Raw genomic sequence first — 26519 nt, forward strand, 5'->3', positions numbered from 1 at the left:
GCCTGCGAGAGGCGCGCCGATGGACGTCGCGCTCGAAGGACCCGTTCGCGCCCGGCTACCACACCGTGATGCGGACGCGCTTCGGTTGCCCCCACGCGCGCAGCATGGTATCGAGTGCGTGCTCGAGCGCCGTACTGTGGGCCAAGAGTAGCTGCCGGGCCTCGAGATCCCTGGCATCGAACCGAAGCTGAAGATCGAAATGCGAAAGGGACAATTGCAGCTCGGTGGCCGCGAGAATTCGGTCGCTCAGCACGAGGTGCGCTTCCCATTGCCCGCCGGACGCGACAGCGCCGTCGGTGCAGAACGCCGCAATCTCGCGCGACAGCACATCGAGCAATCCGAGGTGATCGCGTTGCGCCTGTAGCGTGACCGACGCGATCGGGGCGGCCGCACTTGCGATGCGGCTGCCGACCGCTCGGCATTCGAGCAGCTCGGCGGGTGTCAGATGCGACTCGGCGTCGGCTGTCTCGTACTCGGTCGGCAGGGACGAAAAGCTGCCGGACGGCGGTACGGCCGTATCGGGCTGGGCGTCTCGATCGTCACGCGAGCGCGCTGCCGTCGGCGCGTCGGACACGGGCCTGACGATCGTGCGGCGCCTGGCCAGCAGCGCCGCATAGTTGAACCCGCGCGCGCCGCGACCGGGCAGCGGCGGCGGGTCGTCCTGGTTCGACGATGGACGGACCTCGACGGAATCGATGCGGCTCACGGCAACGCGGCGTCAGTCGGAGATTCGGCCGATCGGGCGCAGATCCACGTGCTCACCCAGTTCCTGGTAGGAGTACACCGCCAGCCAGCCGAGCTTGCTTTCGATCATTCTTCGCACGTAGCGGCGAATGTCCATCGACGTGACGAGTACGACGCCGTCGGTCGGCCGCTGGCCGACGACGGACTGGATCTTGTCGATCAACAGGCTGATCTCGTCGGGCGCAAGCGCGAGGAAGTTGCCCGTCGGCGTCTGCTTGATCGACTGCCGGATGTGCTGCTCGACGGGCAGGTCGAGCAGCACCGCGGGCAGCGTGCGCGCGCCGCGTGTCGCCCGATGCGCGAGGAAGCGCGACAGGTCGCCCCGGACATACTCGGTCAGCATCAGCATGTCCTTCTCTTTCGGCCCCCAGGAGATCAGGCTTTCCATTATGGTTCGCACGTTGCGGATGGAGATCTGTTCTTCCAGCAGGCGCCGCAGCACGTCGGCGATCCGTGGCGGCGGCAGCACCTTCTGTACCTCAGTGACGAGCCCCGCATGGTCCTTGCCGAGCTGATCGAGAATCCACTGGACTTCCTGGATGCCGAGAAACTGCGTTGCGTGACGGCGCATCAACGCGATCGACGCGTGGGCGATCACCTGCTCGGCGCCCCATGCCGGGATCCGGTCGGGTACGTCGCGCGCTTCGATCCAGTGGGTGGCCGCTCCGTCGGGGGCGATCGGCTTGCGCGGCTCGCATGTCGCGACGAGGGCGTCGCGCTGCCGGATCTCGTCCGGCGACAGCGCCATACCCGACGCGATGTGCGCCGATTCCGGCAGCATAACCATGCCGGGCGGCAGTTCGATCAACAGGTGCGGCACGTCGTGAATCAGGATTTCCGCGTGCATGGCAGGCAGCGCCGCATGCGTCCACATCATGATGCCCGGGAACGGCAGCCCTAGCTCCTCCTCCAGGCGCGCCCGCTCTTCGCCGAATGACTTGTCGAGCGCGGGCAACGCCAGACGCGGCATCAGGTCGGGCGCGACGCGTACGCCGATCGGGCACGCGAACTGCGGCGCGCGCGACATGATCGACGGCGCATCGGCTTTCGCACCCGAGCGCTGCATGGCCTGCAGGCCATCGGTCGCCGGCGCGCGCTGCGGTTGCCGCCGGTCGAGCCGGTGCGCGGCGAAGGCGAGCGTCGCGGACAGCAGCAGGAACAGCAGGACTGGAAAGCCCGGCACCAGCGCGAAGCCGGCCAGCAGCAACGCCGCGAAATACAGCGCGCGCGAACTCGACCCGAGTTGGCGCCCGATCTCCTCGCCCAGCGAGCGCGGCTTGTGATGCCGTTCGTCGGCGACGCGCGTGATCATCACGCCGGCCGCCACCGATAGCAGCAGCGACGGAATCTGCGAGACCATTGCATCGCCGACCGACAGGACCGAGAATCGGTTAGCCGCTTCCGCCGCGCTCATCCCGTGATAGGCGACGCCGACCGCGATCCCCGCGACGATGTTGATCGTCGTGATCAGGAGGCCGGCGATCGCGTCGCCTTTCACGAACTTCATCGCGCCGTCCATCCCGCCGTGCAACTGGCTTTCGATCGCCAGCGTCGCGCGCCGGTGTTTGGCTTCCTCGGGCGTGAGCAGGTTCGCACGTAGATCCGCATCGATGCTCATCTGCTTGCCCGGCATCGCGTCGAGCGTGAAACGGGCGCCCACCTCGGCGACCCGTTCCGAGCCTTTCGCGATCACGATGAATTGCACGGTCGTGATGATGATGAACACGACCAGCCCGACCACGAGATTGCCGCCCACCACGAGCTTGCCGAAGCTCTCGATGATGTGGCCGGCGTCCGCATGCAGCAGGATCGACTTGGTGGACGCGATGTTCAGCGACAGCCGGTAGAGCGTGGTGAACAGCAGCAGCGACGGGAACGCGGACAACGAAACGATGTCCGGCACGTACATCGTCACCATCAGCAGCGTGACGCTGATGGCAATATTGAACGCGAGCAGGATATCGATCAACTCGGGCGGCAGCGGCAGGATCATCAGCGAGATGATCGCGATCACCAGCATCGCGACGCCGATTTCGCCACCCGCCGGAATCTTGAGAAACTTGGTCATCGGAGTGCTCGGCGAAGAAGTCATGGGGTGTACGAATCGGGCTCGCGGCTCGTGCCGATCGCGTCGACCCAGCGCAGGATCGCGGCAACCGCCTCGAACAGCTCTTCCGGCACCGGATGGTCCAGCGTGACCTTGTAGAGCGCCCGCGCGACGGGTGGGTTGCCGATGATCGGCACGCCGGCGTCGCGGGCGGCGCGCCGTAACGATGCGGCATTCGCGTCCATGCCCTTCGCGATCACGAAAGGCAGCGGATGCTCGTCGGGCGCATAACGCACCGCGACCGCGAAGTGGGTGGGATTGACGACGAGTACGTTCGCGAGGCCGATCCTCGACTGCGGCGGCGCCGTGGCCAGCTCGCGGGCGATGCGGCGGCGTTCCCGCTTGATTTCCGGGCTGCCGTCCTGCTCTTTGCGCTCGCGCTTGACTTCGTCCTTGCTCATCTTCATTTTCTTGATGAACAGGAAGCGCTGCAGCTTGATGTCGATCGCGCCGATCAGCAAGAAGATGCCGATCGAAATTGCCCCTAGCTTCGCGAGCATGTCCCAGAACATCATCGACAGGCCAGCGATCGGCTGGTAGATGGACCCCACGACGAGCGGGAACAGCCACTTGATCGATTGCCACATCACCGCGCCGATGAGGATCGCATTGACGATCATTTTTACGCAATCGATCAGGCTCTTCGCCGAGAAGATCCGCTTCAGGCCGCTTGCCGGACTGACCGCTTCCATGTTCGGCGTGACCGGCTTGGTGGCGATGCGAAAGCCGACCTGCATGATGCTGCCAGCTATCGACGCGAGCGCGGCGGCGAGCACACACGGCAGTATCATCTTCAGCGCCTCGGCGCCGACCCGGAGCAGGTTGTCGTCGACGGTCTGCAGCGTATGCTCCTGCGGGACGAACGAAAGCGGAATCGACACGATCTCGTGCAGCCCGTCACGCATGAGCGGCATCGACGCGACCAGGGCGACCAGCGCGCCCGCCATCGACAGCGCGCCGGCGAAATCGGCGCTGCGCGATACCTCGCCGTCGTCGCGTGCGTCCTCGAGTTTCTTGTCGGTAGGTTGCTCGGTTTTTTCGTCGCTCATGGCTGTCTGCGGTGACGGGTTCGGCCGGATCGCGCGGCACGTCGTGGTGCTTCCGGCTCGACACTAGCGTTGCCTAGGAAAACGCGGGCCCGCGATGCGAAGTGACGGGGCGCGAGCCGAAGCACACCCGGCAAGGCCGTCGCGACGGCGGCATGCTTCGCATCGCGCGTACTTGCTTCGCGCCCGTATCGGGCCGGTGAGGCAGAGTTGTTATGGTCGACGGTGCCGACATCGGTCCGACGACGCTGCCGCGTCAGTCACAAATCCATCGCAGGAGCACAAGCCATGACTGCAGACACGCCCGAGTATCTGAACTGTAGCCCGGACATCATCGGCGGGCTGATCGAGACGGCTTCCTTTGCGCTGCTGGACAACTTTCCGAATACGCACGTCGACCTGTTCGACATCGAGCAGGTGATCGATGCGCTGCGGGTCCTGCGCCCGCGGGTCGTCGAGATCGATACCCTCGACGGCATCCTGCGCATGGTGAAAGGGCAGTGGCACGAGGCGAGCCAGATTCTGCTGCGTGTGATCGAACTGCGGCCGAAATTTGGCTATGCGAAGGCCTTGCTGGCGTTCACGCTGTCGTCCATGAACGATCCGGCGTGGCGGCAGGTTGCCGGCGAAGCGCTCGCGGATGATCCCGACAACAAGGAAACGCGCGCGCTTGTGCGGGCGCTCGAAGTGAAGGACGAGGTGGATCGGGCGGTACGCGACCATCGTCCGGGCCAACCGTTCGCCGTTCCCGCGTCGCTGCAGGAATCCCCCGTGGCAGTCGACACCGGCGAGCCGGAAAGCGACACGCGGCGCGATCACGCCAGCGCGGCCGAAGTTTTCCAGGGCGGCAGTACCTATCTGCGCGCCTGAATCACGGAGGATCGACATGTCCATCGAAACCGTGCCAGAGGTGGCGCTGAACGCTGCCGCCGAAACGGTGGCGCCGATGCCGGTCGCCGGAACGCCCGAGTTGGGCGACAAGTTCAGGATGTTGATGGAGCGTGCGTCGATGACGCCGCCCTCGCATGACACCGCCGGCCAGCCTTCGCCGGTCGCGAATGCGATCGCGGCGCAGGATGCGCAGTTCATGAAGACGATCGAGGATGTGCAGCGGCTGCCGGAGGAGATGCCGGGGATGTCGTTGACAGAGATGACCGACCGTTCGGTGCAGATGATGTTCGAACTCGCGAATATGCAAATGAACATGCAGGTCAAGATGAGCCTGGTGGAATCGTCGAAGTCGTCGGTTCAGACCCTGATGAAGAACCAATGAAATTCCCCTTCTGCAATCGAACCGGGCGAAACGCCGCGATCGGCCATGCAAGCCACGCGGCGCATGCTCCCGTGAAGTCGGGCCGCCTGGTGTCCAGCTTGATGATCGTGACGCTTTGCGCGGTCGTGCTGGCGGGATGCAAGAAAGAGGTATACGGCAATCTCACCGAGCAGGATGCCAACGAAATGCTGGTTGCGCTGCTCGAGCAGGGGATCGAAGCGAGCAAGGACAGTTCGGATGGCGGCAAGAACTGGACGCTCGACGTCGAGGACCGCCAGCTGGTGCGCGCGATGCAGGTGCTGCGCGCGCACGGATTGCCGCGCAGCAAGTTCGACGATCTGGGGAATCTGTTCAAGAAGGACGGGCTCGTCTCGACACCGACGGAAGAGCGAGTCAGATTCGTTTACGGCATCTCGCAGGAGTTGTCGTCGACGCTGTCGAAGATCGACGGCGTGATGGTCGCGCGCGTCCAGATCGTGCTGCCGAACAACGATCCGCTCGCGCAGGACATCAAGCCGTCGTCGGCCGCGGTGTTCATCAAGTATCGCCCGGACACGGACATCAACACGCTGATCCCGCAGATCAAGACGCTCGTCATGCATAGCGTCGAAGGGCTGACGTACGACCACGTGAGCGTCACGACCGTCGCGGCCAACCCGCTCGAACTGTCGCGGCTCGCCGCGCCCGCGTCGAGCCCGTGGTCGATCGCGATGCTCTTCGCCGGTCTTGTCGTGCTGGTCGCGGGCGCCGGATTCGCGGTCTACCATTTCGGAGTGAAACGCCGTGCGCCGGTGCTGTCGGGCTGGCTGGACACGTTCGCCGCGCGCATGCGGACGGCCCGCAAGGAATCATAGGTGGTGGCCGCACTCGCGACCCCGGCGAAGTTCGACTCGGGTGCGCCGGCCGTGCGCGTCGCGGCCGCGCTCGATTGTTACCGGAGCAACGTGGATCAGGCCGCAGACTGGGTGCATCCGTCGTGGATGGCGGCGTCGCTCGACGTGCCGGAGCAATCGCTGGTGAACTGGCGCGACATGCTGGCATGCGCGTCGCCGGACATCGCCGCCCGCTGCTCCCGCGCACTGGTCAGCGCGCTGGGCGTGGCGCCGCCCGCGATCGCCGCGCTGTCGCAAGGCGGATTCATGCGTGCCGGGCCGGTCTCCGCGGCGCAACCGAATGCGGCGCTGCTGGATGTCGTGCCGGCGGGGCTGGCCATGCAGATCTGCCGAATGCGTGCGTTACTGCTGCGCCGCGGCGACGTCCGGCGGTTGATCGACCGGCGCGCGCAGCGACGGCTCGCCGAATGGACCGGACTCGACCTGGACAGATTGATGAGCGGCTCGAATCCGGACAGCGCGAACGATATTGCGCGGCTCGCGGCGGCGTCGATGCCGCCGCTGGCTGCCGTCGACGCGGACAAGCTGGCCGTCGAGGGCATGTTGCTGATGCTTCGCGACCTGAACGTGGCTGGCGCGTTGCCGTTTCCGTTGGCCCGACTGGCGTTGCCCCGGCATCTGGCGGTCCCGGCATGGTTCAACGCATTGCCGACGCAACACGACGAGGCGGGCACCGGGCGATTGTTTCGCCGCCTGCCGGAATTGCTCCAGGAGTGGGCATGGTTATTTGGCTGAACAACAGCCGGCTCGCAGCTGGCGAGGACGTGCAGTTGGGCTTGCACGGGGACGTGGTCCGGCGCGAGACGTTCGGTCATCTCTTGTCGATCGCCGACGCCTACGAGCAACTCGAGGAGGATCGGGCACGCGTGCTCGCGCAGGCGCGGGCCGAGGCCGCGGAGATCGTCGCGGCGGCCGAGGAACAGGCCGGGTCGTTGCTGGAAGAGGCCCACGACACCTATGAGGCCGCCGCGAAGCGTGGTTATCGCGAAGGCTCGAACCGCGCGCTGGCGGAGTGGGTGGAGCGTCTCGCCGATGCAACCGATGCGCAGAATCGTTTGCAGGTTCGCATGCGCGAGCGACTGGCGGACATCGTTGCGTCGGCGGTCGAAAGCATCGTTCAGAGTGTGGATCGCGAGGCGCTGTTCTTGCGCGCGTTGTCGACCGTCGACCGGATCATCGAAAACTCCACGTACCTGCGCGTCTCGGTCAATCCGCAGGATTACGAATCGGCGCGTGCCGCATTTGATCAGCTGGCGGCGAAATGGCACGCTCTCGGCCGGCCGATTCCCGTGTCGATCGTCACCGACAAGCAGCTTGCGCCGGGTGCATGCATTTGCGAAACCGATTTCGGCTCGGTCGACGCAAGCCTGAAAACGCAATTGCAGGCGATGCGTCGGGCGGTTTCCCGCGCGTTGAAGCGTCCGATCTACCAGGATCAGGTCGATGCGGGCGATGCGCGCACGTGGACGGCCGCGGATGATGTCGAGCCCGATGGCGCGCAACCCGCCGAGGTGTCGCGATGAAGGGAGACTGGTTTGACCAGACGCTGGGATTCAAGCGGCTGACGGACGAGATCGAGCGCGAGATTCTCCTGCAGCCGGGCGTGTCGCGCACCGGCAAGGTGATCGAAGTGATCGGCACGCTCGTCAAGGTCGGTGGCCTCGACGTATCGCTCGGCGAGCTGTGCGAGCTGCGCACGCCGGGCGGCGTCCTGCTGCAGCATGCGGAGGTGATCGGTTTCACGCGCGATTTCGCGCTGGTGTCGCCATTCTCGAGATTGACGGACATTTCGCGCTCGACTCAGGTCATCGGGCTCGGGCGCTCGCTCTCGGTCAAGGTCGGCGACATGCTGCTCGGGCGCGTCATTGACAGCCTCGGCGATCCCGTCGATGGCGGCCCACCGATCGAATCCGACGAGTGGCAGCCGGTGTTCGCGTCCCCGCCGGAACCGATGAGCCGGCGGCTGATCGATACGCCCGTCGCCACCGGAGTGCGTGTGGTGGACGCGATGATGACGCTCGCGGAAGGGCAGCGGATGGGGATCTTCGCGCCGGCGGGCGTCGGTAAAAGCACGCTGCTCGGCATGTTCGCGCGGGGCGCCGACTGCGATGTCAACGTGATCGCGCTGATCGGCGAGCGTGGCCGGGAAGTGCGGGAGTTCGTCGAACTGATTCTCGGGCCCGCCGGCATGGCGCGCTCGGTGGTCGTGTGCGCGACCTCCGACCGCTCGTCGATGGAGCGCGCGAAGGCCGCCTATGTGGCTACCGCGATCGCCGAGTACTTTCGCGACCGTGGCCTGCGCGTGCTGCTGATGATGGATTCGCTGACGCGTTTCGCGCGGGCCGGGCGCGAGATCGGCCTGGCCGCGGGTGAGCCGCCTGCCCGGCGCGGGTTCCCGCCCTCGATCTTCGCCGAGCTGCCGCGCCTGCTGGAGCGCGCCGGCATGGGCGCGACCGGTTCGATCACGGCGCTCTACACGGTACTCGCCGAGGACGAGAGCAGCAGCGATCCGATCGCGGAAGAAGTGCGCGGGATTCTCGACGGGCACATGATCCTGTCGCGCGAGATCGCGGCCCGCAACCAGTATCCGGCCGTCGACGTCCTCGGCAGCCTGTCTCGCGTGATGTCGCAGGTGATGCCCGCATCGTATGTGGACGCAGCCGCGCGGGTGCGTACCCTGATGGCGAAGTACCGCGAAATCGAAATGCTGTTGCAGATGGGCGAATACAAACCGGGTGCGAATGAACTGGCCGACGAGGCGATCGAGCGGCACGACGAGATCAAGGCATTCCTGTCGCAGCATACCGACGAGATTGTCGAACCGGCCGATACGGAAGCGCAGCTCTATGCGTTGGTCGGCGCCTGATGACGGCTGTCGACCAGCGTCGGATTGCCGCGCTCGCGCATGCGAATGCCCGCCGTACCCGCGAGATCGACGGATGGCGCGGCGAGCTCGCCACGCGGCTCGACGAGCGAAACGCACTGCTGGCGCGCCGCGCGGCGAAGTGCGAGCAGATCGATGGCGAAGCGCAGATCATCGCCGGCCAGCAAGCGCGTATCGATCGCATGACGAGCGACGGCGACGGTTTCTCGATCGAGTCGTTCAATCAGTGCGTGCGATATATCGGCGTGGTGAGCGACCGCAAACGCGCGATGACGGCCGAACTGGACAAGCTCGACGGCGAACTCGAGCGCGCCGAAAGCGCGATCTCGAAGCTTGAGCGACAGATCGCGACCGCCATGCAGAAGATCGAGCGATGCGATGAACGGATCGCGGCGATCCGCCGGGCGCGGGACTCTGCGCGCGAGGATGCCCAGGACGAAGAGAACGAAGAAATGGCGACCTCCCGGTTCATCCGGCGTCGCGCGCTGCAAGGATGACATCCGATGATCCAGACGCTCGAACCGCTGGTTACCCTGCATGACCTCTTCATCGGCTATCTGACCGTCACGGGGGTCTGCGCGCTCAGGCTGTCCGTGTTGATGTTCGTGTTCCCGCCAACCGCGGACGGCGTGATCCAGGGGCTGGTGCGCAATGCGCTGGCGATCGTGTTCAGCGCCTATGTGGCGGTGGGCCAGCCGATCGCGTTCAGCGAATCATTGCATGGCGTGTTCCTGATCGAAGTGATGTTGCGCGAGGCCGCGATCGGCCTCGTGCTGGGGTATGCGGCGTCGACGGTTTTCTGGGTTGCCGAAAGCGTCGGTGTGTATATCGACGATCTGACCGGGCACAACAACATTCAGATCACCAATCCGGTCAGCCAGATGCAAAGCACGCCGGTCGGCACGCTGTTGCAACAGGTTGCGATCATGGCTTTCTGGGCGCTCGGCGGGATGACGTTCCTGCTCGGGACGCTCTACGAATCGTACAACTGGTGGCCGGTGTCGCAGAGCATGCCGATCTTCGGCGACGTCGTGGAGTCGTTCGTCCTCCGGCAGACCGATACGTTGATGCAGTCGATCGCGAAGCTCGCCGCGCCAATGCTGTTCATCCTCGTGCTGATCGATATCGCGTTCGGTTTCATATCGAAATCCGCGTCTAAGCTCGATATCTCGACGTTGAGCCAGCCGGTGAAGGCGGCCGTCGCGATCGCTATGCTCGCGATGTTCATCGGGCTGTTCGTCGATCAGGTGCAAGGCCAACTGGCGCTGCGTTCGCTCGAAGCGCAGTGGCGTCATGTCTTCCAGAATCACGCGAAATGATCGAACCATTCTCTCGACGGGAATTGCACACTCAACATTTCTCAATAAATATTAGGAAATAAGATTAGTTGAGTTTCTTGATACTTAATTGGGTTACGCTGGTCTCCATTGCAGCGCTGAAACGCCTGCGTGCACTGGGGATCAGACATGTTCTCGACACTTTATTTTCCGCTTGCCGCATATCTTGGAACACCCGGTTTCAATTCGGATCGTGAGCGATTCGGAACCCTGATTTTCGCCGGTGATATCGGCGTTGCGCGGCAGCTCGCGAGTCGATGGGCGGATGACGTCGACGCACCGGCTGCCGGATCCAGCGGCCTTCAACTGCATGCCGACATGCAATTGCTGACCGGCGGCGACGTGGAGGCCGAGGAAGTCTATCGAACGGCCCAGCGCATGAGCAGCGCGCCACGTCAGGCGATGCGGGCGGAATCGTGCCGCAACACCGCATGGCAGGCATTTGTCCATTATCGGTTCAGTACCGCGCTCGCATGCTTTGGTCGTGCCGCGGACGAGGAATGCATCACGACGAACCGCCTCGTCGAAGTGCGCGTCGGCATCGTCAGCGTGCTCTACGAACTGGGCCGCGTAACCGAGGCGCTGGCCGAGCTGGACGAATTGCGCGCGCTTGTCGAACACACGCAAGAGCCGACCATGCCGTACTGGCGGGAGCTCATCGTGACGCTGAAGCTCGACATCGCGATGCAGTGTTCGCTGCGCTCGTCCTCCGCGTTGCAGGATCACGTCTACTGGCAATCCGGCTCGAAACATGGCCGCCTGGCGCGCATGTCGCTGCACGATTATCTCCAGGCCGAAGAGAGCGTTGCGGACGTCGCGTGTGTGAAGATGCCGGTGTTACGGGCCCGTATCGACTATCTGCTTCAACTGCGCGAAGCGACCGGATCGGATCGAAATACAGGCGAGCGGTTATTGAAACACGTGAACTGGGCGCGTGATCAGAACCTCCACGACTACCAGAGAACGCTGCGGCTCGAGATCGCGCTTGCGATGCTCGCGTGCAATGCCACGCAAGCGGCAGACCTGATCCTCGAGCCTCTGTACTGCACCGGCCAGGCGGGCCTCGCCGGGCATCGGCAGATCGAGTACCTGTATTGCGCAGCGAAGACCCGCCAGGCGCAGGGCCGCATGCAGGACGCGCAGCAACTCTACAGCCGTTATGCGTTGACATCGATGGAGTGCCTGCGTGAGGCGTTGTCGGTGCGCGTTCCGTTCCTCGAACGCAAGATCCGCGAAACGTCGCAGCTCGACGACATCGGTGCGCGGCTGCCTGCCCGGTACCGTCGCGCGTACAGCTTCCTGCTCGAGAATCTCGAACATGCCGATCTTTCCGTACGTGACATCGCGGTGGCGGTCGGCGTGACGGAGCGCGCGTTGCAGAGTGCGTTCAGGAAGTTCCTGAACATGTCGCCGAGCGAGCTGATCCGCCGCCAGCGCATGGAGCGCATCCGTTCCGAACTCGTGGACGGCGTGGCATCCAACGGCGGGGTGCTCGCCACGGCTACGCGCTGGGGCGTGCAGAGCCGTTCGACGCTCATCAACGGTTACCGAATGCAGTTTGACGAAGCGCCGTCTCACACGCTCGGGCGATAACAAACCGATTCTTCCTTTCGTGACGAGTGTGTGACTGCGATGAGACCAACGATGATGTTTCGCGCGGCGTGGGCCGCGGGGGTGATCGGGCTGACGGCCTCGGGCGCCGCGCATGCGGATGCGGTGCGCTGGCGCAACGGCGTCGCGCACGTGACGGCCGAAGGCAAGGACCTGAAGGACGTGCTGCGTGACCTGCTTGCCAGCCAGGGCGTGACGGCGTCGATTGCCGACAACGTTCAGGGAACGGTCACCGGGCGCTTCGACATGCCGCCGCAACGCATCTTGGACACGCTGGCCGCGACGTTCGGATTCGTGTGGTTCTACGACGGCAGCGTGATGTCGATCAGCAACGCGAATGACGTGACGCGGCAGATCGTCCGCCTCGACAACGCGTCGATCGGCGACCTCAACTCGACCTTGCGAAGCATGGGTCTCGACGACAAACGATTTCCGATTACCTACGACAACGGCGCGCGAACGCTGATCGTCAGCGGGCCGCCGCAGTATGTGCAGATGGTCAGCAGCGTGGCGAAGCATCTCGACGAGACCTTGCAGCGGGCGAACGGAACGGTCGTGCAGGCGTTCAAGCTCCGCAGCGCGTGGGCCGCAGATCACAAGGTTCAGATCGACGGCAAACCCATCGTCGTGCCTGGCGTGGCGACGGTCGTGTCGAATCTTTATCATCCGAAGCAATCCGGCACGGCCGGCGCCGGTTCGAAAGCTGCGATCGGCGGTCTGCAACGCCTGTCGGGGTTATCCGATGTGAGCGGCGGCACCGACGGCGGGTCGCCGCTGCGACCGCCGCTGCCGCCGGGCATGGAGCGCAGCGATGCTTCACGCAGCTTGGTGAGCGGATTGCTCGGAAACGGGCCTGCGTCAGGCGGCGGAAAGAACGGGGCGGTCATCGATACGCAATCCAGCCGTTCGGACGGTGCGATGGCCGATGCGGGACGCGGTGACGACAGCCTGCCCGTGGTGGAAGCCGACCCGACGACCAACTCGGTGCTGATCCGCGACACGCCGCAGCGGATCGGGCTGTATGCGCCGCTGATCGAGAAACTCGATGCACGGCCCAACCTGATCGAAATCGAGGCGCACATCATCGAAATCAACGACGACCTGTTGAGACAGATCGGCGTCGACTGGCGAGCACACAACAGTCATGTCGACATTCAGACGGGCAGCGGAACACTGCAACAGAACGGCTACAACGGCAATATCAACCCGAATTTCGGCGTCACGACGCTGTCCGACGGCACCACTGCCGTTGCCACCACACCGGTCGGCGGCGCGATCACGGCGGTGCTCGGCAATGCGGGACGCTATCTGCTCGCGCGGATCACCGCGCTGGAATCGACGTCGGAAGCGCGCATCGACGCGAGTCCGAAGGTCGCCACGCTCGACAACGTCGAGGCGGTGATGGACAACAAGACCCGCTTTTTCGTGCGCGTCCAGGGTTATACGGCGGGTGACCTGTACGCGGTGTCGACCGGTGTGTCGTTACGGGTGTTGCCGATGGTCGTTAAGGATGACGGCGTGACGCGAATCAAGCTCGACGTGCACATCGAGGACGGCCAGATCACGGGCGACAAGGTGGATACGTTGCCGGTGATCACAAGCAGCGAGATCAATACGCAGGCGTTCGTCGGTGACGGGGAAAGCTTGCTGATCGCCGGCTACAGCACCGACAACGATTCGAACGGCGTCGCGCGCGTGCCGTGGCTGTCGAAGATTCCGCTGGTCGGCGCATTGTTCCGCGATACAAACCGGTCGCACAAGCACATGGAACGCGTGTTCCTGCTGACGCCGCGAATCCTGCATTTCTGACGATCAAGCTTGCGCTTCGAGCACGCGTCATGCGCGACCGGCTCGGCTTCGAGCCGGAATATTGTTTACACGGGAGTCGTCACGGGGCTGAAGCTGTCGAGAGAGCAACCATCTGCCGCGAATGTCGAGCACGTCCGGCCTGAATGGGTTGAAGCAACGAGCCCGACTTCGGACCTGCCTGCGGCACGACGGAGCAGGCTGGAATCCTTGCCGACCGAGTTGTTCGGACTGGTGGCCGGGCTGACTCTGATGAAGGACCGTCGCGTGTTGCGTGAGGTCTCCACGACGACTCGCGCATTGACGATTGGTTTTACGACCGCTGTCCGGGTTCATGATTGAAGGGGGTTACAGAATCTTGGGCAGATCTATCCGCACTAGAGGGACCTTGACGTCCGCGCATACGGGGGAATGAAAAATGCGGATGCCGTCGTCAAAGTACGAGGTTCGTCGAGAATGACACCGACCGAGACCGCGGATCTGGTGGCTCTGCTGCAAAAGAGGCGTGGCCTGAGATCGGTGAAACTCCATCAGAATTCTCTTGGCAAGAATCCTGAAAGAACCATACCGATATTGAATGCGCTCGCGTCGGTCGATGCGCTCCAGATGATAAATGTGGCCGCAAACAACCTGGGATCGGATGCAGACGTGACGGCTGCAGCTATTGATTTTGTAAAGAAGGCAAAGAATCTTGAATCAATAAACATGAACGATAATTTCGGGGAGCGCGACGGCGAAAATTCCACGAAGATTATGGGGCATTACGTGAAAATAGAAAATATCACGTCACTGGAATTCAGGGGCAACTGGCTGAGGTGGCACCCTGAAGGGGCGGATGCACTGGCGAAGATGCTGGGGGAAGGCAGTTCCTTGAAATTGAAATCGATCGATCTCGGTGAAAATTTCAGCTTTCGCCACGAACGCCGTGACGATGTTGAATGCGCTCCGCGATAACACCACCCTTGACTCGACCGAACTGGCGAAGAAAGCGTTGGGGCGGAGCGCGCTGACTGCAAACGCGACTTTCGATCTGTTGCGTACCAACCGGACGCTGGAATCGGTGGACTTGAAAGACAATGGTCTGGGTGCGGCTCGCAAGAGGAGCCTCGTCGAACCGCTCGCCGCAGCCTTGCGTGAGAAAACGAACCTTAAGTCGATCGATTAGCGTGACAACGGATTCAGTACCGAGGAGATGAAGGTGTCGAGCGAACTGGCCGAGGAAACAGGTAAACCGATCCTGACGAGCGCTAGCTATTGTCTTGAACGCTTCGTCAGCGGCGCCACGGGTTTCGTCATGCCGGGAGTGCAGGCGGAAGCGGTGTCGCTCGTGGCGCGGGTCGTAATGCCGCGCCACCTCTGAATCACTGCCAGCACTAATTCGTGAACGTCGCCTCGTTGTCGCTCGTGTGCAGTTTCGTCCGAAGCAGGCGCGATTCGACCGGTTCGACGATTTGCTCCATCACACGTTCAACGGCCCGCTCGATCCGGTAGCCGTGCGCATACATCGTTCGCAATACTATGCCGAACGCGCCGTCGAGCAGCAGCTTTTTACGCAGTTTGTAGATGTGCTGTTCGAGGGTGCGCCCGACAATCTCTTCGGAACTGCCCCAGACCGTCGCGGCAATTGCGCGTCGCGTCACATAGTTCCCCTGTTGCGAGAACAGGACCCAGGCGATCGCAAATTCGCGCGTGGTCAGCCGGATCACCTTGCCGTTTATTTCCACGCTGCCATTTCGGCGGCTTAGCCGGTAAATGCCCATTCCGATTTCGTCGGCTGCCGGCTGCGAAGCGTTGCTCACCGACGGCTGGCCCGCAAAACGGTGCACCGCGAGCAGGAGCCTGAGGCGCAGCTCGCGCGGCTCGACCGGCTTCAGCACGATGTCGTCGGCGCCTGCGCTCAGTGCTGCAATCGCCCGGTCCTGTGCGAGGAACTCGCCGATTGCGATCAAGGGCGCGCGCCGGTCTCCGTAACACGCACGCCGGGCCAGGACCGGATGGGACGCATCCATGCCCGCCGTTGCGTCGAACACGATCGCGCTGAACTCTTCGCGATGCAGTGCACGCGCCAGATCGACGTCTTTGCTATAACGTGCGCAGGTGACGCCATCGTCCGCCAGGCAACTTTGGATCGTGTGAAACAACGCCGAATCATGGGTAAATATTGCCAGCTTCAAGGGGCACCTCGCAAAGGTAGCGCTATCTTTAACCGGGACCCTCAGGAGGACGCAATGGCGAGTGTCCCGGCCAACGAAAGGTAGGGGGAGGCGTTCGCTAGGTCCGTAACAATTTGTTAAAAAGGGGCGGCGTGTGTCTTCAAGGTTAGGAAGAGACGGATTTATGGCGGCGGAGATCGAGAAAATTCGAGATATTTGAGAGAAATTTTGAAAAATTACGTTGTTCTGTGGCTTCGCAAACTGTGGGCATTTGATCGCTTTGAGCACAAAAAATTGGCATCGCGCCCGTCCCGGCCTCGGGGCGCAAGGGTTTCGTCTGAATATTACTAAATGTAATATTCGACTGAATTTTATTGAGTATTGCCAGGGCGCCTGACCCGGAAATACAACGGTTCACCACACGGGCGGACGCGTGCGACCTGCTTCCGCGATCACGCCGATGGCTGCCGCATGCAACGCCTCCATGCCATGCGATCGATCTCATGGGGCGCGTGTCGGGATCAGGGGTGACGAAGCCCCGGCAATCGGACCATGCACTTTGCGTTCGTCAGCCGCAGTCGACACGTTCGAGCCGACAAGACCCGTCAGGATTTTCTGCAACGCAATGGTGGTACACGGCGATGCAGGAGAAGAACTGGTTGGGTCGACGAATCAAGCGGGGCAAGCGCCGGATCGGCGGATGCTGACGAGTTCCGATTGCAGGACAGAGCTTCGCATCAGCCGAATGCCCGGACGCATCGATCCGGTAACCACGGATGAAGCGGGCCACGCGAGATCGACCCGATCGGGTGCCATCCGTCTGCGTCGTCATCGCAACGCATCGTTGCGATATCGAGCTGACACGTCAATAAAGAAGGAATCCATATCATCGTGATTTGCCCGGCAGTCAGCGTGAAGGTCATGGAAGTTTCACGTCCAGCCGCGATAGTGACTGGATTCCATCATCAGATCGATGCGGAGCGATGTCAACTCGTTTACCCGACGCGTTATCCACGCCGCCGCCCATGTACTCGGCGGCGGAAACGGCCGATACGCCAGCCGTTGCGCCGTCGACAGCAGAGAATACCGACGCGGGTCGGGATACCGGTGTCCTCGCAGCGCTGAGATCCGGCATGACGTCGAGCGCACGATCGGTCGCCAATTCTTTTGCTCGACCGAAGCGAATGAATCTTCCGCTGGACCTGACCGCGCTGTCGATCCTCACCTTCGGCACGAAAGGCCCGCCGGTCCTCCCGCACCATACGAAAGCACCGTCCAGGAAGGTCGCCGTCCTGCCACCAGCATTTTCCGAGGCGACGAATGATGTGTCGCTTGCCGACGCGTCTCCGAAAAGCGCAATGCGCAAACCGGTGCGGTCGATGCAGAGGGCTCTTGGCGGTTTTCGGGCAAACGCTGCCGCTGCGGCGCCAGCCGAGGTCCATCCCGACGATGTCGACGCGGTTGCCGGGACGGCGCACCGTTGCTTCTCGGGCAGCGACGGCGCAGGCATCGACCGCCTGGTCGCGGATGTCAGGCAGGCTGCCTCATCGGGCGTGTCGGCCCCGCAAAGCGAATTGTTGGTCGTCGCGCTTGCCGAGGCGACGTCCGCCCATCCGGGGCTTGCCAGACGTGCGTTGCTCCGCATGCGGCAGGGCCTGACGATTCAATCGCAGCAGACGCGGGAGTCGGGGTTCATCGACAATCGTCTTACGGCGCTTGCATGGCGAACAGCCCAGAAGCTCGCCGCGACGACGCAGGGTTACGCGTGCGCGCGGGCACTGGCCGGCCGGACCTGGCCGGCCGGTGACCACGCGGCGCGGTACGCGCCGAGAGTATGGCTGCAAGCCGCCGATCATCTGGTGGACGCGACGCGGTGCGAGGCAGATCCGGCCGCGGTCGACCGTATGGCGCAGTCATTGGCGGACGATACGGCGGCTACGCCTGGGGCGCATGCCGCATGGGTCGTGCGTGCAGCGTCGCAGCTGTGGCGGAACGGGCGCGCCGACGGATTGAGCGCGGCGGACAAAGGCGCATTGCTCGCCGGGCGCCAGGGTTACTTCGTGGACGGCCCCGGGACGCCGTTCGCCGCGATGAAGAGCCGGATGGCGCGCTTCCTGAACCATACGATTCCGTACGCCACCTCGGATCACGTCGATCCGGTTGCCGACGAACAGGACGATGCCATACCCGTTGCGTCGCGGCGCTCGAAGCTGGCCGCCGCGATCCGGCCGTTCGGGTATCGGAAAAGCGCTGTCGCCGCGATGCGCGACGGCGTGCAAGGCGCAAGCCTCGGCGCCTGGGAAAAGGACAAAAGGGTGCTCAACGACTCGCTGCGCGACGTCTTCGTCGCACTGGACGAGCGCAGCGTTGCCCGCGGCGACCGCACATCGGGCAGCAGAAAGTTGAGGAAGGACAGCCATGCGATTCACGTGATCGTCGGCGCGGCCGAACGCGCCGTCCTTGCGGAACTGTCTCGCACCAGGGATGCCGCGTCCGGGGATGATCGCCAGTCCGTCGAGAACGGGATGAAGTTCAACGACGACACGATCGGCCTCATCGCTGAGCGTGTCGTGCACACCCTCGACGATGCGACGATCGAGCGTCTCGCCCGATTGGGCGGGCCACATGGCGCTCACCGCGGTGCGCCGAACGATGCCCGCCCGACCCTTCGTGAAGCCCGCGTGCGTCGGCGGCTCACGGCGTTGCGCGACCAGCTCGCGGTGGCCGACAGCAGTCCTCGCGAGCGCGCCCGCATGCTCAATCGTGTGCGCCAATACCTGATCGGCGGATCGGACGTGCTGGATGCAGAAAAGATCGCGCTCTGGCGCACGCGCATCGGCGATGACGTGCCGGCCGATGTGAGCCGCCAGGTCGACGCGATCGACCGGATTGCGCTGGGGAAGCCGATCACGCCGCGCGGCACGCGGACGGAGGATTTTCGCGAGGCGGGCGATCGCATGATTGACGCACTTGAAGGCAGCGGCAAGGCGGTCATCACCGACGGCGGCGTAGTCGGCGCAAGTACGCGCGGCATCAGCGCGGTCGCCGCGTCGTTCCCGTGGCTGGTGCCACGGCTCAACCTAAAGGCGTCGCGCGGACATCAGTCGATACTCGAGTTCAGCCGGAGTACGGCCGCGTACAAGATCAGCTTCGGTACGCAACGCCGACACCATTACGAGGCAGGTGGCGGTCTTCAGGTGGGACACAACATCCAGATCGCGCGCGTGGCGGCAAACGTCGATATCGGGCACGAATGGGACGATGCGCGCCAACGCACGGTCGATTTGAGCATTGCCCGACGCTTGAATGCCGACGGCGACGCGTACGACGACCGTGCCGGCAGGACGCAACTCAAGGTGGTCAACCGATATCTGTTTGAAAACGCCGGCCGCGGTAAAAGCGAGCGGACGCTGTGGAACGAGCTCGGCAGTCTCTTTTTCGATAACGACGCTTTCACGGTTTCGTGGAATGACCAGCACGGTACATTGCGGCAGGTCGATGCCACGGTTGATTTGCGGGCTGGAGTCAAGATCGGCGCCGGCCAGTATTCGGCGCGGGCGAACGGGGTGGTTGGGGGCGCCTATCGATGGGTGCGCCGCGCGGAGCTGGATTCGGTCGATGAAAGCGGCCAGACCCGAATCGAAGGGCATCGGGTCGGCAGCGGCCATCGGGTCGGCGTTCGCGTGGGCGTGAACAGCAGCATCGGCGAGCAGTTGCAAAGTCTGCAGGAGGGCGCATCCGATCCGACCGACCTGGCGACCGTGTCGATGCTCACCCCCAATATCATCGGGCTCCAGTTACCGCTGCACGATTCGTTCCACCAAGCAAAGGCGACGTTTGTACGCGAACGCGGCAAGCTGCAGGTTCGTTCGTCCACCGCAGACATTGAGTTCGCGAACTTCGATCAATACAAGCGGGCATTGCGCGCCGATCCCGCGTGGATGCTGGCTTTCGGGGCGGCGCCAGGGGACCCGATGCCCACGGCGACGGAGCACTACGAACGGGCGCTCGCAGCGGGTAGTAAAATAATAGAAAAGTACCTGTCCCATATCGCGGAGAACCGCGTGCCGAACTTGCGCTTCGTCCTGAGGCGGCGCCTTCGTGAACACGCGGCGAGCGAAGCCGGCCTGCTCGATGACAGGATCGCGTCATTGAGCGCAAGTCGTCGCGGCAAAGCGCATGCGCCCGAAATCGACAGGTTGCGGGATCGTCGTGATGCGCTGCTCAAGCGTGTCGATTCGTGGATGCCAACGGAGCTTCTGACGATACAGGCGTGTGACCGGCAAGTCGCCGCCGGGCTACGGTTCGGCATTCAGGTCGCGACCCAGAAAGGCGCGCGCGGCGAGCGTGAGGTCGCGGCGCTGAAGCTGACGCCGCGCGAGGCGGATCGGCTCGATCCGAACTGGCCACGACACGATGCGCCGCGGGGGTGAGGGGCGACCTCCTGCGGGTTACGGGGACGGGTACCCGTGAGCTGGACCGTAACATGCGCGAGACAGCGTCAGGCTCCGTATCGCTCAGTCTTGCTGGAGATCGCAAGGCGGAAGAATCCGGCGCGGGCTCTGTACGAGCGCCACGCACGACAGAACAGGTGGGCTATCGCTGATGCAACGATTTCGGCGGGATAGATGCGGTCGATACCTGCATCGGGAAACGAGCGGTTCAGGCGTTCGATCGAGGCACGGACCTGAAGGGTGAGCGGCGCGACACCGAGGTTGCGCTGATGCCACGCGAGGCAAGCGCCGGCGTGTGCCTAGGCGCCCTCGCGTGAAGCACTGGTTGCGCGCAAACCCAGGGAGCACTCAGAGACGCGGCCTTTTCGTCGGCACCGCACCTTCCGGGTTTTCCGTGCGATGCGCGGTATGGCGTACCTGCTTGATGACGTCGTCGATTGCCGCGCGCACGGTACCGTAATGCCGCGAATCGAGCTTTTGTTTTGCGGCGGCATCCAGTTGGGCTTCCCTGCCGTCAAGGGTCGCTTTTCGCTGGTTGGGTGGATTGGACCAGAAATAATCTTGTCGAAACCTGTCCAGCGCGCTTTGCTCGATCCCGAGGCGGTCACCGAGCGCCACCAGATCATCCGATATTTCCAAAGAAACCTTATTTTGCGTTGAACCCGCAGGCATGCATTCAGCGATGTAGTCTAGGACGACATCCTGCACATGAAAGGGTCGCGCAGGCCTGCGCGTGCCTAGTCCGGATCAATGCGCGCAACAACCTGTTCGCCGACAACCTGCTGTACGCCAATGACCGGGGTGTGCTGGTGAACAGCCCGGTGTCGGGTGACAGCGTCCCTGCGGCATTCCAGAACAATCTGTACCTCACGAAGGGCGGTGCGTCGACAGCGCGCTGGATCTGGAACGACACGACATCGACGATGCGCGCGGCGTTTCAGCAGGCAAGCGGAAGCGAGGCGGCCGGAGCGTTGGCGGACCCGCCCTTCATCGATGTCACGACGCCGGATCTGCATGTGGCATCAGGGTCTCCGGCAATCGGCACCGGCATCGACCTCGGCGCATGGCTCGAAGGCATATACGACCATGTCGGATCGCCTCGCGTAGTCAACGGACGGGTTGATCGGGGGGCGTACCAGAGATGACCTGTCAGGTCTGCACGAGTCGCTATTTCAGCGCCACACGCTCCGACAATCGATCGTTCGTAAAATGCCTACTCGGTTCGCTCCTGGCGTCCCGGCGTTTTGGTAATGCGTCATATTTTGAGATTCCACATTTTTTGTGCGAGGAATCCATGGTCAATATCCTGCGGACAACTCAGGCCACGACGCCGTCAGAAATCAGTTCGTCGGCGGATGCGCTGCTCGAGAAAACTACCCATAACCCGCCCCATGAAAATACGCCTACCGGTGCGCTTTCGCGCGATCACGCTGCGGAAGTATTGTTCGGATGAGGAGTTTAACAAGGGATCTGATCGATCGACATTTCGTTCCAGCCCGTTTGCTTTCGCCGAAGCTCATGATTCGTCGGAAACCGAATGGGAGGCTACCACACGAAAAAGTTCATGACTTTGCGAAGTTGAATGAAAATCTTGGCGAACCGTTGGTCAAATTGTGAAGCGCAATGGAATTGCGCGACAAGCGAACAAAGGTCCAGAAGGCGAAATCCCGGGCGCGAGGGAAGGCCATGAAGAGCGCAATCAAGTCATTGAGTGACGAGAACAAGGATTTTAAATCGCAACTTGAGGCATCCGGGATCAAGATCGAGGATTTTGAGTCGGATATGGGGGGCCTATGTCCTTCGTCAAGCGTTAGGGGCTGACTTGGGTTGGTAAATGGTGCCGTCACGCAGCATGGCGAACAGGACGTCGCAGCGTCGCCGTGCCAGTGCGATGAGGGCTTGGTTGTGGCGCTTGCCTTGCTGGATCTTGCGCGAGTAATAGGCTCGTGAGACCGGGTCTCGTAAGGCAGCGAAGGCAGAGAGGAACAAGGTGCGCTTGAGCACTTTGTTGCCCCGTCTAGATGGGTGCTCGCCACGGATCGACGAGCCTGAGCGCCGGGTGACCGGCGCGAGGCCAGCGTAGGCCGCCAGGTGGGCAGCCGAGGCGAAGGCCTTGTGGGCGACTTCGGTCAGGAGTCTGGCGGCGGTCCTGACGCCGACTCCCGGCATGCTGGTCAGGACCGGCCAAAGAGGGTGAGCAAGCACAAGCCGCTCAACTTCGGCGGCAACCTCGGCGCGTTGCTTACGCAAAGCAGCGAGCTGCTGGGCCAAGCGAGGCATGACGATGGTGGCGGCCTGCGTGCCGGGGACGATCACGGCTTGTTCGCTAAGTGCCTGAACGATCTCCGTCGCCAGGCTCTTGCCCATGCGCGGTGCGAGCTTGACCAAGCGGTTGGCGAGCGTCTTCTCGCTGGTGGTGGCAAGCGCGGCGGGCGACGGGTAGCGCTCAAGTAGATCGAGCACGGCAGGATGGTCAAGGCGCGGTCCGAGAACGCGCTCGAGCGCCGGATGGATCTGAGTAGGCAGGCCGCGAATGCGGTTGCTGGTTTGTGTGACCTGAGCGGCGAGGTCGTCATCGAAGCCGCAGAGCATGGTGAGCTCCGCGAGTTGCTCGTCGGCCAGGCGAAGCGAGCGAGCGGCTTCGGCAATGATCGCGGCGTCGCGGGCATCGGTCTTGGCTTCGCCTGCATGTAGGTCGGCGATGCGGCGCATAGCCAGTCCCGGCAGATAGGCGACGAGTATGCCTTCAGCGCGGGCGACGGCTACAGGAAGTGCACCGATGGTGGACGGCTGATCGACGACGAACAGGAGTCGACCGTGAGTCTTGAGTTCGGCGATGAGGGCTCGCAGCTTGACCTCGTCGTTGGGTAGCGCCTTGTTGTACAGACGCTTGCCGTTCCGATCGAGCGCAACGGCGTGATGCTGGCCTTTACCGACATCGACATCGACGCCGACGAAGACATCGACGGCACCATGTTTTTGAGTGTCTTGCATCGAAGTATGAGCAGAGTGAACGGATTGGCCTGCAACAACGGTGGCAAGTCTCGGCATCCACGTTACGGACGGCGTCGGGAAATCCCGGCCAAACCCCTATCAGCGATCACCAGCCACCCACCAGGCCCGGTGACAACACCCCCCGGATCATGACTGCGACTGGGGGCGGGAATCGTGCCGGGCCTGGCTGGCCAAAGCCTCAATTATCGGGGCGCGAAGATAGTAACGGGGGGGTATAAGGAAATCGTGGATGCTGCCGGGTGATCAGGCTTCGCAAGTAAGCAATTATTCGGAATCCTTTCGTTTGGAAGTCAATCGCAAATCAGAGGCAATCGAGCGACACAATGAGTCAATAAAGAACGATCGTAGTAGCAAGGAAGTTTTTAGGGAGGAAAATGAAGATGTGATAAAAATGAAAGATCTGGAAATTTCAGGACTCCGCGAAGAGCCTGTCACGGCAAAGTCGGAAGCAGATCATCTCAACTAAAATAATGAGGCGCTAGAATTGAAATTCTATGCTGTCGATAAAATAGCGTCTGGGTTGTCAAAAAGCAAGACAAAGACATTGGTCGATTGCAGCGAAAGAATTATGAACAAAAGCAGTGTATTGAGGGGATTTAATTAATAACTCCAGCCTGAACGAACTTATTTAATTAAAAAATTCCGAGAACCAGGAAGAGGCGGCTCGTCTTCAAGGGCAGATTTCATTGTTCGCCGAGAAAATCGGCATCAATCTGGAATCCAAATTTAATGTGGGTTTCTGCAAACCTGTTATTTTAAGTAAATCGATCATTCATTCGTGGAATATCATGACTAAAATCGGGAATTTGCACGGCTCCGGAACCTCGGTTGAGGAAGGATTGAAATCCGATGCCGTCGATATTCACGAGGTGAAACGAAGGCCGTCGTTTGTCGAGAATTCCGGTCCGCATTCGGATCTGTCGTCATTTTTTTCAACGCGACTGAACTCGCCCGATGACGGAGATCCCGCCAGGCCTCCACTTGTCACATCCCCGCCGAGGAAGCCTAGCTTCGCACAGCCTTACCGAGAGATGGAGCCGATCCTGACCTACGACTACACGCCACCGCCTAACCATCAGGACGGTAGTGCGGAATATTTCAGATACTTCCGGACAACGAACGATCTGAACGCCCTTCCCGATCACTTGAACCTCGAAGGACTCGGCGAATTGCGGCTGTCGGGGAGCGATACGATCGCGACGACCGGGCAAATCGGGCGTATCGCGCGCGCGGCGAACGTTCAGAATCTCGAGCAGCTCTATATCGTCGATCTCCGTCAGGAGCCGCACGTGGTGGCGGACAGTTACACGCTGACGCTACGCGGCCCAAAAGACTGGGCCAACGTGGGTCTTGCACACGACGAAGCGTTGCAGCGCGAAGCCGCCTGGATTGACGATCTTCGTCGAAGCGAGCATTTGAAGATCGATAGCGCGGAAGATTTCAAGACGGGCACCCGGCCCATGAGGTCGGTTACGCTACATCGTCCGGAGATCGTCAGCGAGCAGGCGCTCGTCGAACGCACCGGGGCAAGATATGCCCGCCTGACGGTCACCGACCACCTGCGGCCGGACAACGATGCCGTCGACCGGTTCGTCGATATCGTCCGCCAGTTGCCGCCAGGTGCGGCAATGCACGTGCATTGCAAGGGGGGGAGAGGGCGCACGACCACGTTCATGGCGGTCTATGACATGTTGCGCAACGCTCGACGTGTATCGGCGGACGGCATCATCGATCGGCAAGGCGGGCTTGGGCGCTATGAATTGAAAAAGATCGGTGGACAGAACGCCGTCTTTCGACAAGACCGATTGTCGTTCCTTTATTTGTTCCATCAATACGCGGTACAAAACCCGGGCGGGCAGCCGCAAACCTGGAGCGAATGGCGCGCGTCACGTAGGGATCTCACGCACGACGGTCGGTGAAGCGCAACTGTGCCTGGAGATAACGCACGAACGCCTGCACTTTGAGCGACGGCGGGCGCTCTTTCGGGAACAGCGCATTCAGGTCCTGCCGCGGTCCCATCCAGTCGGGCAATACGCGGCGCAGCTGGCCCGTCTGGACGTCCGGCTCCATGCTCATGTCCATCGCCAGCATCAGGCCTTGTCCGGCGCGCGCCGCATCGAGGATCAACGCGGGATCGCTTGCGACGATCACCGAGTCGAGCGGGTAGTGTTCCGGCTTGCGGCCAGGCTTGCGCAGCGTCCAGATGTAGCAGCCGGTGCTCGTGGCCTGATGCAGCGCCAGAGCCGGATGGCGACGCAGGTCGTCCGGCCCCGACGGCGCGCCGTGGGTATCCAGATACGCGGGGCTCGCATAGATCGACGTCGCGACGCTGCCGAGGCGCCGCGCGACCAGACTCGAATCCGGGAGGATGCTGAAGCGCAGCGCGATATCGACGTCTTCGGCGAACAGGTCGAGCGAGACATGCGTCGCGACGATCTCGAGCCGAACATCGGGGTAGCGCGAACAGAAGCCCGTGATCAGCGGGGCGATCCAGGTGACGCCGAACGAATACGGCACGGTCACGCGCAGCCAGCCGCGCGGGCCGTCGGGCAACTGGTGCACCGTGCTTTCGGCCACCTCGAGCTGGTCGGCAATCGCGCGACATTGCTCGAAGTAGGCCGTACCTGCCTCCGTGAGCCGCAGCTTGCGCGTGGCCCGGTGCAGCAACAGCGCGCCCAGATGCGCTTCCAGTTCCTGCATGCGCCGGCTGACGGTCGTCTTCGGAATCTGCAGCGCGGCGGCCGCGACGGTGAAGCTGCCCGCCTGGGCGACGCGGACGCAGATGAGCGTGTCGTTCAGATCCCTTGCCATGGATGCATTCTTGTCCGGACCGGTCGTGATGATGGTGACCCCAGCCCACAAAGCTGTCCCATTTGGTAGTGGAAAATTCCGGCATTGAGCGAAAGGCTAACACGGCCATTGTTCCATCGATGGGGTAATGCTTGCCACGCAGACGGGCTAATCGGCGGCGCGCCGATCCCCTATCTTCACCGGTACCGAACCCACCGGTGAACCCCACGAATCTCGGCGAATACGCCACCCTTGACGGCGTCGGCTTGGCCCAAGCTCGTCGCTACCCGGGACGTGACTCCCGCAGAACTGGCCCGCGCGGCGGCCGGTGCCGTCAATCCGGAACCCAACGCAATCGTCGAGCATTGGCCGCTCGACGCAAGCGGACGCGTGTCGCTGGACAGCG

Annotated in this window: 25 protein-coding genes; 18 read left to right on the top strand and 7 right to left on the bottom strand. The window is 62.7% G+C overall.

What is annotated here, in order from left to right:
• Window positions 1-55 precede the first annotated feature (55 nt).
• Genes sctP through sctU form a run of 3 tightly spaced genes read right to left on the bottom strand, consistent with a single transcriptional unit; the run spans window position 56 to window position 3900 of the window.
• On the bottom strand, window positions 56-706 hold the full coding sequence (gene sctP / locus BDI24065_RS34070; RefSeq protein WP_175034885.1) for a type III secretion system protein SctP: 651 nt from the start codon (window positions 704-706) through the stop codon (window positions 56-58).
• Between the two features lie 12 nt (window positions 707-718).
• Window positions 719-2812: a type III secretion system export apparatus subunit SctV gene (sctV, locus tag BDI24065_RS34075; RefSeq protein ID WP_175034886.1), complete on the bottom strand. Its 2094-nt coding sequence runs from the start codon at window positions 2810-2812 to the stop codon at window positions 719-721.
• Window positions 2813-2832: 20 nt separating this feature from the next.
• Complete coding sequence (gene sctU / locus BDI24065_RS34080; RefSeq protein ID WP_175034887.1) at window positions 2833-3900, bottom strand: type III secretion system export apparatus subunit SctU; 1068 nt, start codon at window positions 3898-3900, stop codon at window positions 2833-2835.
• A 207-nt stretch (window positions 3901-4107) separates the two neighbouring features.
• Between sctU and BDI24065_RS34085 the strand changes: the two genes are divergently transcribed.
• The 13 genes from BDI24065_RS34085 (at window position 4108) to BDI24065_RS34145 (ending at window position 15061) form a co-directional block, all read left to right on the top strand.
• Window positions 4108-4767 (top strand): HrpB1 family type III secretion system apparatus protein, encoded by a 660-nt coding sequence (locus BDI24065_RS34085; RefSeq protein ID WP_175034888.1) that lies wholly within the window; start codon window positions 4108-4110, stop codon window positions 4765-4767.
• A gap of 16 nt (window positions 4768-4783) precedes the next feature.
• Window positions 4784-5170: a type III secretion protein HrpB2 gene (locus BDI24065_RS34090; RefSeq protein WP_175034889.1), complete on the top strand. Its 387-nt coding sequence runs from the start codon at window positions 4784-4786 to the stop codon at window positions 5168-5170.
• A 101-nt stretch (window positions 5171-5271) separates the two neighbouring features.
• Window positions 5272-6024: a type III secretion system inner membrane ring lipoprotein SctJ gene (sctJ, locus tag BDI24065_RS34095; RefSeq protein WP_175034890.1), complete on the top strand. Its 753-nt coding sequence runs from the start codon at window positions 5272-5274 to the stop codon at window positions 6022-6024.
• Entirely contained in the window at window positions 6025-6798 is a 774-nt protein-coding gene (locus tag BDI24065_RS34100) for a type III secretion protein HrpB4 (RefSeq protein WP_175034891.1), read from the top strand.
• Complete coding sequence (gene sctL / locus BDI24065_RS34105) at window positions 6696-7586, top strand: type III secretion system stator protein SctL (protein WP_254609915.1); 891 nt, start codon at window positions 6696-6698, stop codon at window positions 7584-7586. Before BDI24065_RS34100 ends, sctL begins: the two co-directional genes overlap by 103 nt.
• Window positions 7583-8929 (top strand): type III secretion system ATPase SctN, encoded by a 1347-nt coding sequence (gene sctN, locus BDI24065_RS34110; RefSeq protein WP_175034892.1) that lies wholly within the window; start codon window positions 7583-7585, stop codon window positions 8927-8929. The genes sctL and sctN overlap by 4 nt, the downstream gene beginning before the upstream one ends.
• Window positions 8929-9444 carry a hypothetical protein gene (locus tag BDI24065_RS41585; RefSeq protein ID WP_175034893.1) on the top strand — a complete coding sequence of 172 codons (516 nt, stop codon included), beginning with the start codon at window positions 8929-8931 and terminating at the stop codon, window positions 9442-9444. Before sctN ends, BDI24065_RS41585 begins: the two co-directional genes overlap by 1 nt.
• A 6-nt stretch (window positions 9445-9450) precedes the next feature.
• Window positions 9451-10266, top strand: coding sequence for a type III secretion system export apparatus subunit SctT (sctT, locus tag BDI24065_RS34120; RefSeq protein ID WP_175034894.1), 816 nt, complete (start codon window positions 9451-9453; stop codon window positions 10264-10266).
• 147 nt (window positions 10267-10413) lie between these two features.
• Window positions 10414-11877, top strand: a complete 1464-nt coding sequence (locus BDI24065_RS34125; RefSeq protein WP_175034895.1) for a helix-turn-helix transcriptional regulator — start codon at window positions 10414-10416, stop codon at window positions 11875-11877.
• 39 nt (window positions 11878-11916) lie between these two features.
• Window positions 11917-13704: a type III secretion system outer membrane ring subunit SctC gene (gene sctC / locus BDI24065_RS34130; protein WP_175034896.1), complete on the top strand. Its 1788-nt coding sequence runs from the start codon at window positions 11917-11919 to the stop codon at window positions 13702-13704.
• Window positions 13705-14112: 408 nt separating this feature from the next.
• Complete coding sequence (locus tag BDI24065_RS34135; protein WP_175034897.1) at window positions 14113-14655, top strand: hypothetical protein; 543 nt, start codon at window positions 14113-14115, stop codon at window positions 14653-14655.
• On the top strand, window positions 14633-14866 hold the full coding sequence (locus tag BDI24065_RS34140; RefSeq protein ID WP_175034898.1) for a hypothetical protein: 234 nt from the start codon (window positions 14633-14635) through the stop codon (window positions 14864-14866). The genes BDI24065_RS34135 and BDI24065_RS34140 overlap by 23 nt, the downstream gene beginning before the upstream one ends.
• Before the next feature lie 33 nt (window positions 14867-14899).
• Window positions 14900-15061: a hypothetical protein gene (locus BDI24065_RS34145; RefSeq protein WP_175034899.1), complete on the top strand. Its 162-nt coding sequence runs from the start codon at window positions 14900-14902 to the stop codon at window positions 15059-15061.
• A gap of 13 nt (window positions 15062-15074) precedes the next feature.
• On the opposite strand, the gene BDI24065_RS34150 is transcribed toward BDI24065_RS34145, so the two are convergent.
• Entirely contained in the window at window positions 15075-15875 is an 801-nt protein-coding gene (locus tag BDI24065_RS34150; RefSeq protein ID WP_254609917.1) for a response regulator transcription factor, read from the bottom strand.
• A 1163-nt stretch (window positions 15876-17038) separates the two neighbouring features.
• Between BDI24065_RS34150 and BDI24065_RS34155 the strand changes: the two genes are divergently transcribed.
• Window positions 17039-20287 (top strand): hypothetical protein, encoded by a 3249-nt coding sequence (locus BDI24065_RS34155; RefSeq protein ID WP_175034900.1) that lies wholly within the window; start codon window positions 17039-17041, stop codon window positions 20285-20287.
• Window positions 20288-20656: 369 nt separating this feature from the next.
• Here BDI24065_RS34155 and BDI24065_RS34160 read toward each other — a convergent pair whose 3' ends face one another.
• Window positions 20657-20926 carry a hypothetical protein gene (locus tag BDI24065_RS34160; RefSeq protein WP_175034901.1) on the bottom strand — a complete coding sequence of 90 codons (270 nt, stop codon included), beginning with the start codon at window positions 20924-20926 and terminating at the stop codon, window positions 20657-20659.
• Between the two features lie 38 nt (window positions 20927-20964).
• Here BDI24065_RS34160 and BDI24065_RS34165 point away from each other — a divergent pair, with 38 nt between their 5' ends.
• Window positions 20965-21453: a hypothetical protein gene (locus tag BDI24065_RS34165; protein ID WP_175034902.1), complete on the top strand. Its 489-nt coding sequence runs from the start codon at window positions 20965-20967 to the stop codon at window positions 21451-21453.
• Window positions 21454-21602: 149 nt separating this feature from the next.
• A complete protein-coding gene (locus BDI24065_RS34170; RefSeq protein ID WP_175034903.1) occupies window positions 21603-21761 on the top strand; it encodes a hypothetical protein in 159 nt (52 codons plus the stop codon).
• Between the two features lie 350 nt (window positions 21762-22111).
• Here BDI24065_RS34170 and BDI24065_RS34175 read toward each other — a convergent pair whose 3' ends face one another.
• Window positions 22112-23302 (bottom strand): IS110 family transposase, encoded by a 1191-nt coding sequence (locus BDI24065_RS34175; RefSeq protein WP_175034904.1) that lies wholly within the window; start codon window positions 23300-23302, stop codon window positions 22112-22114.
• A 250-nt stretch (window positions 23303-23552) separates the two neighbouring features.
• Here BDI24065_RS34175 and BDI24065_RS34180 point away from each other — a divergent pair, with 250 nt between their 5' ends.
• Together BDI24065_RS34180 and BDI24065_RS34185 are read left to right on the top strand one after the other, a co-directional pair.
• Window positions 23553-23789 (top strand): hypothetical protein, encoded by a 237-nt coding sequence (locus BDI24065_RS34180; RefSeq protein ID WP_175034905.1) that lies wholly within the window; start codon window positions 23553-23555, stop codon window positions 23787-23789.
• A gap of 220 nt (window positions 23790-24009) precedes the next feature.
• Window positions 24010-25242, top strand: coding sequence for a phosphatase domain-containing protein (locus BDI24065_RS34185; protein ID WP_175034906.1), 1233 nt, complete (start codon window positions 24010-24012; stop codon window positions 25240-25242).
• On the opposite strand, the gene BDI24065_RS34190 is transcribed toward BDI24065_RS34185, so the two are convergent.
• Window positions 25223-26134: a LysR family transcriptional regulator gene (locus tag BDI24065_RS34190; protein ID WP_175034907.1), complete on the bottom strand. Its 912-nt coding sequence runs from the start codon at window positions 26132-26134 to the stop codon at window positions 25223-25225. The genes BDI24065_RS34185 and BDI24065_RS34190 overlap by 20 nt on opposite strands.
• Window positions 26135-26519: the final 385 nt, after the last annotated feature.

This window comes from Burkholderia lata, assembly GCF_902499025.1.
Classification (GTDB): Bacteria; Pseudomonadota; Gammaproteobacteria; order Burkholderiales; family Burkholderiaceae; genus Burkholderia; species Burkholderia lata_C.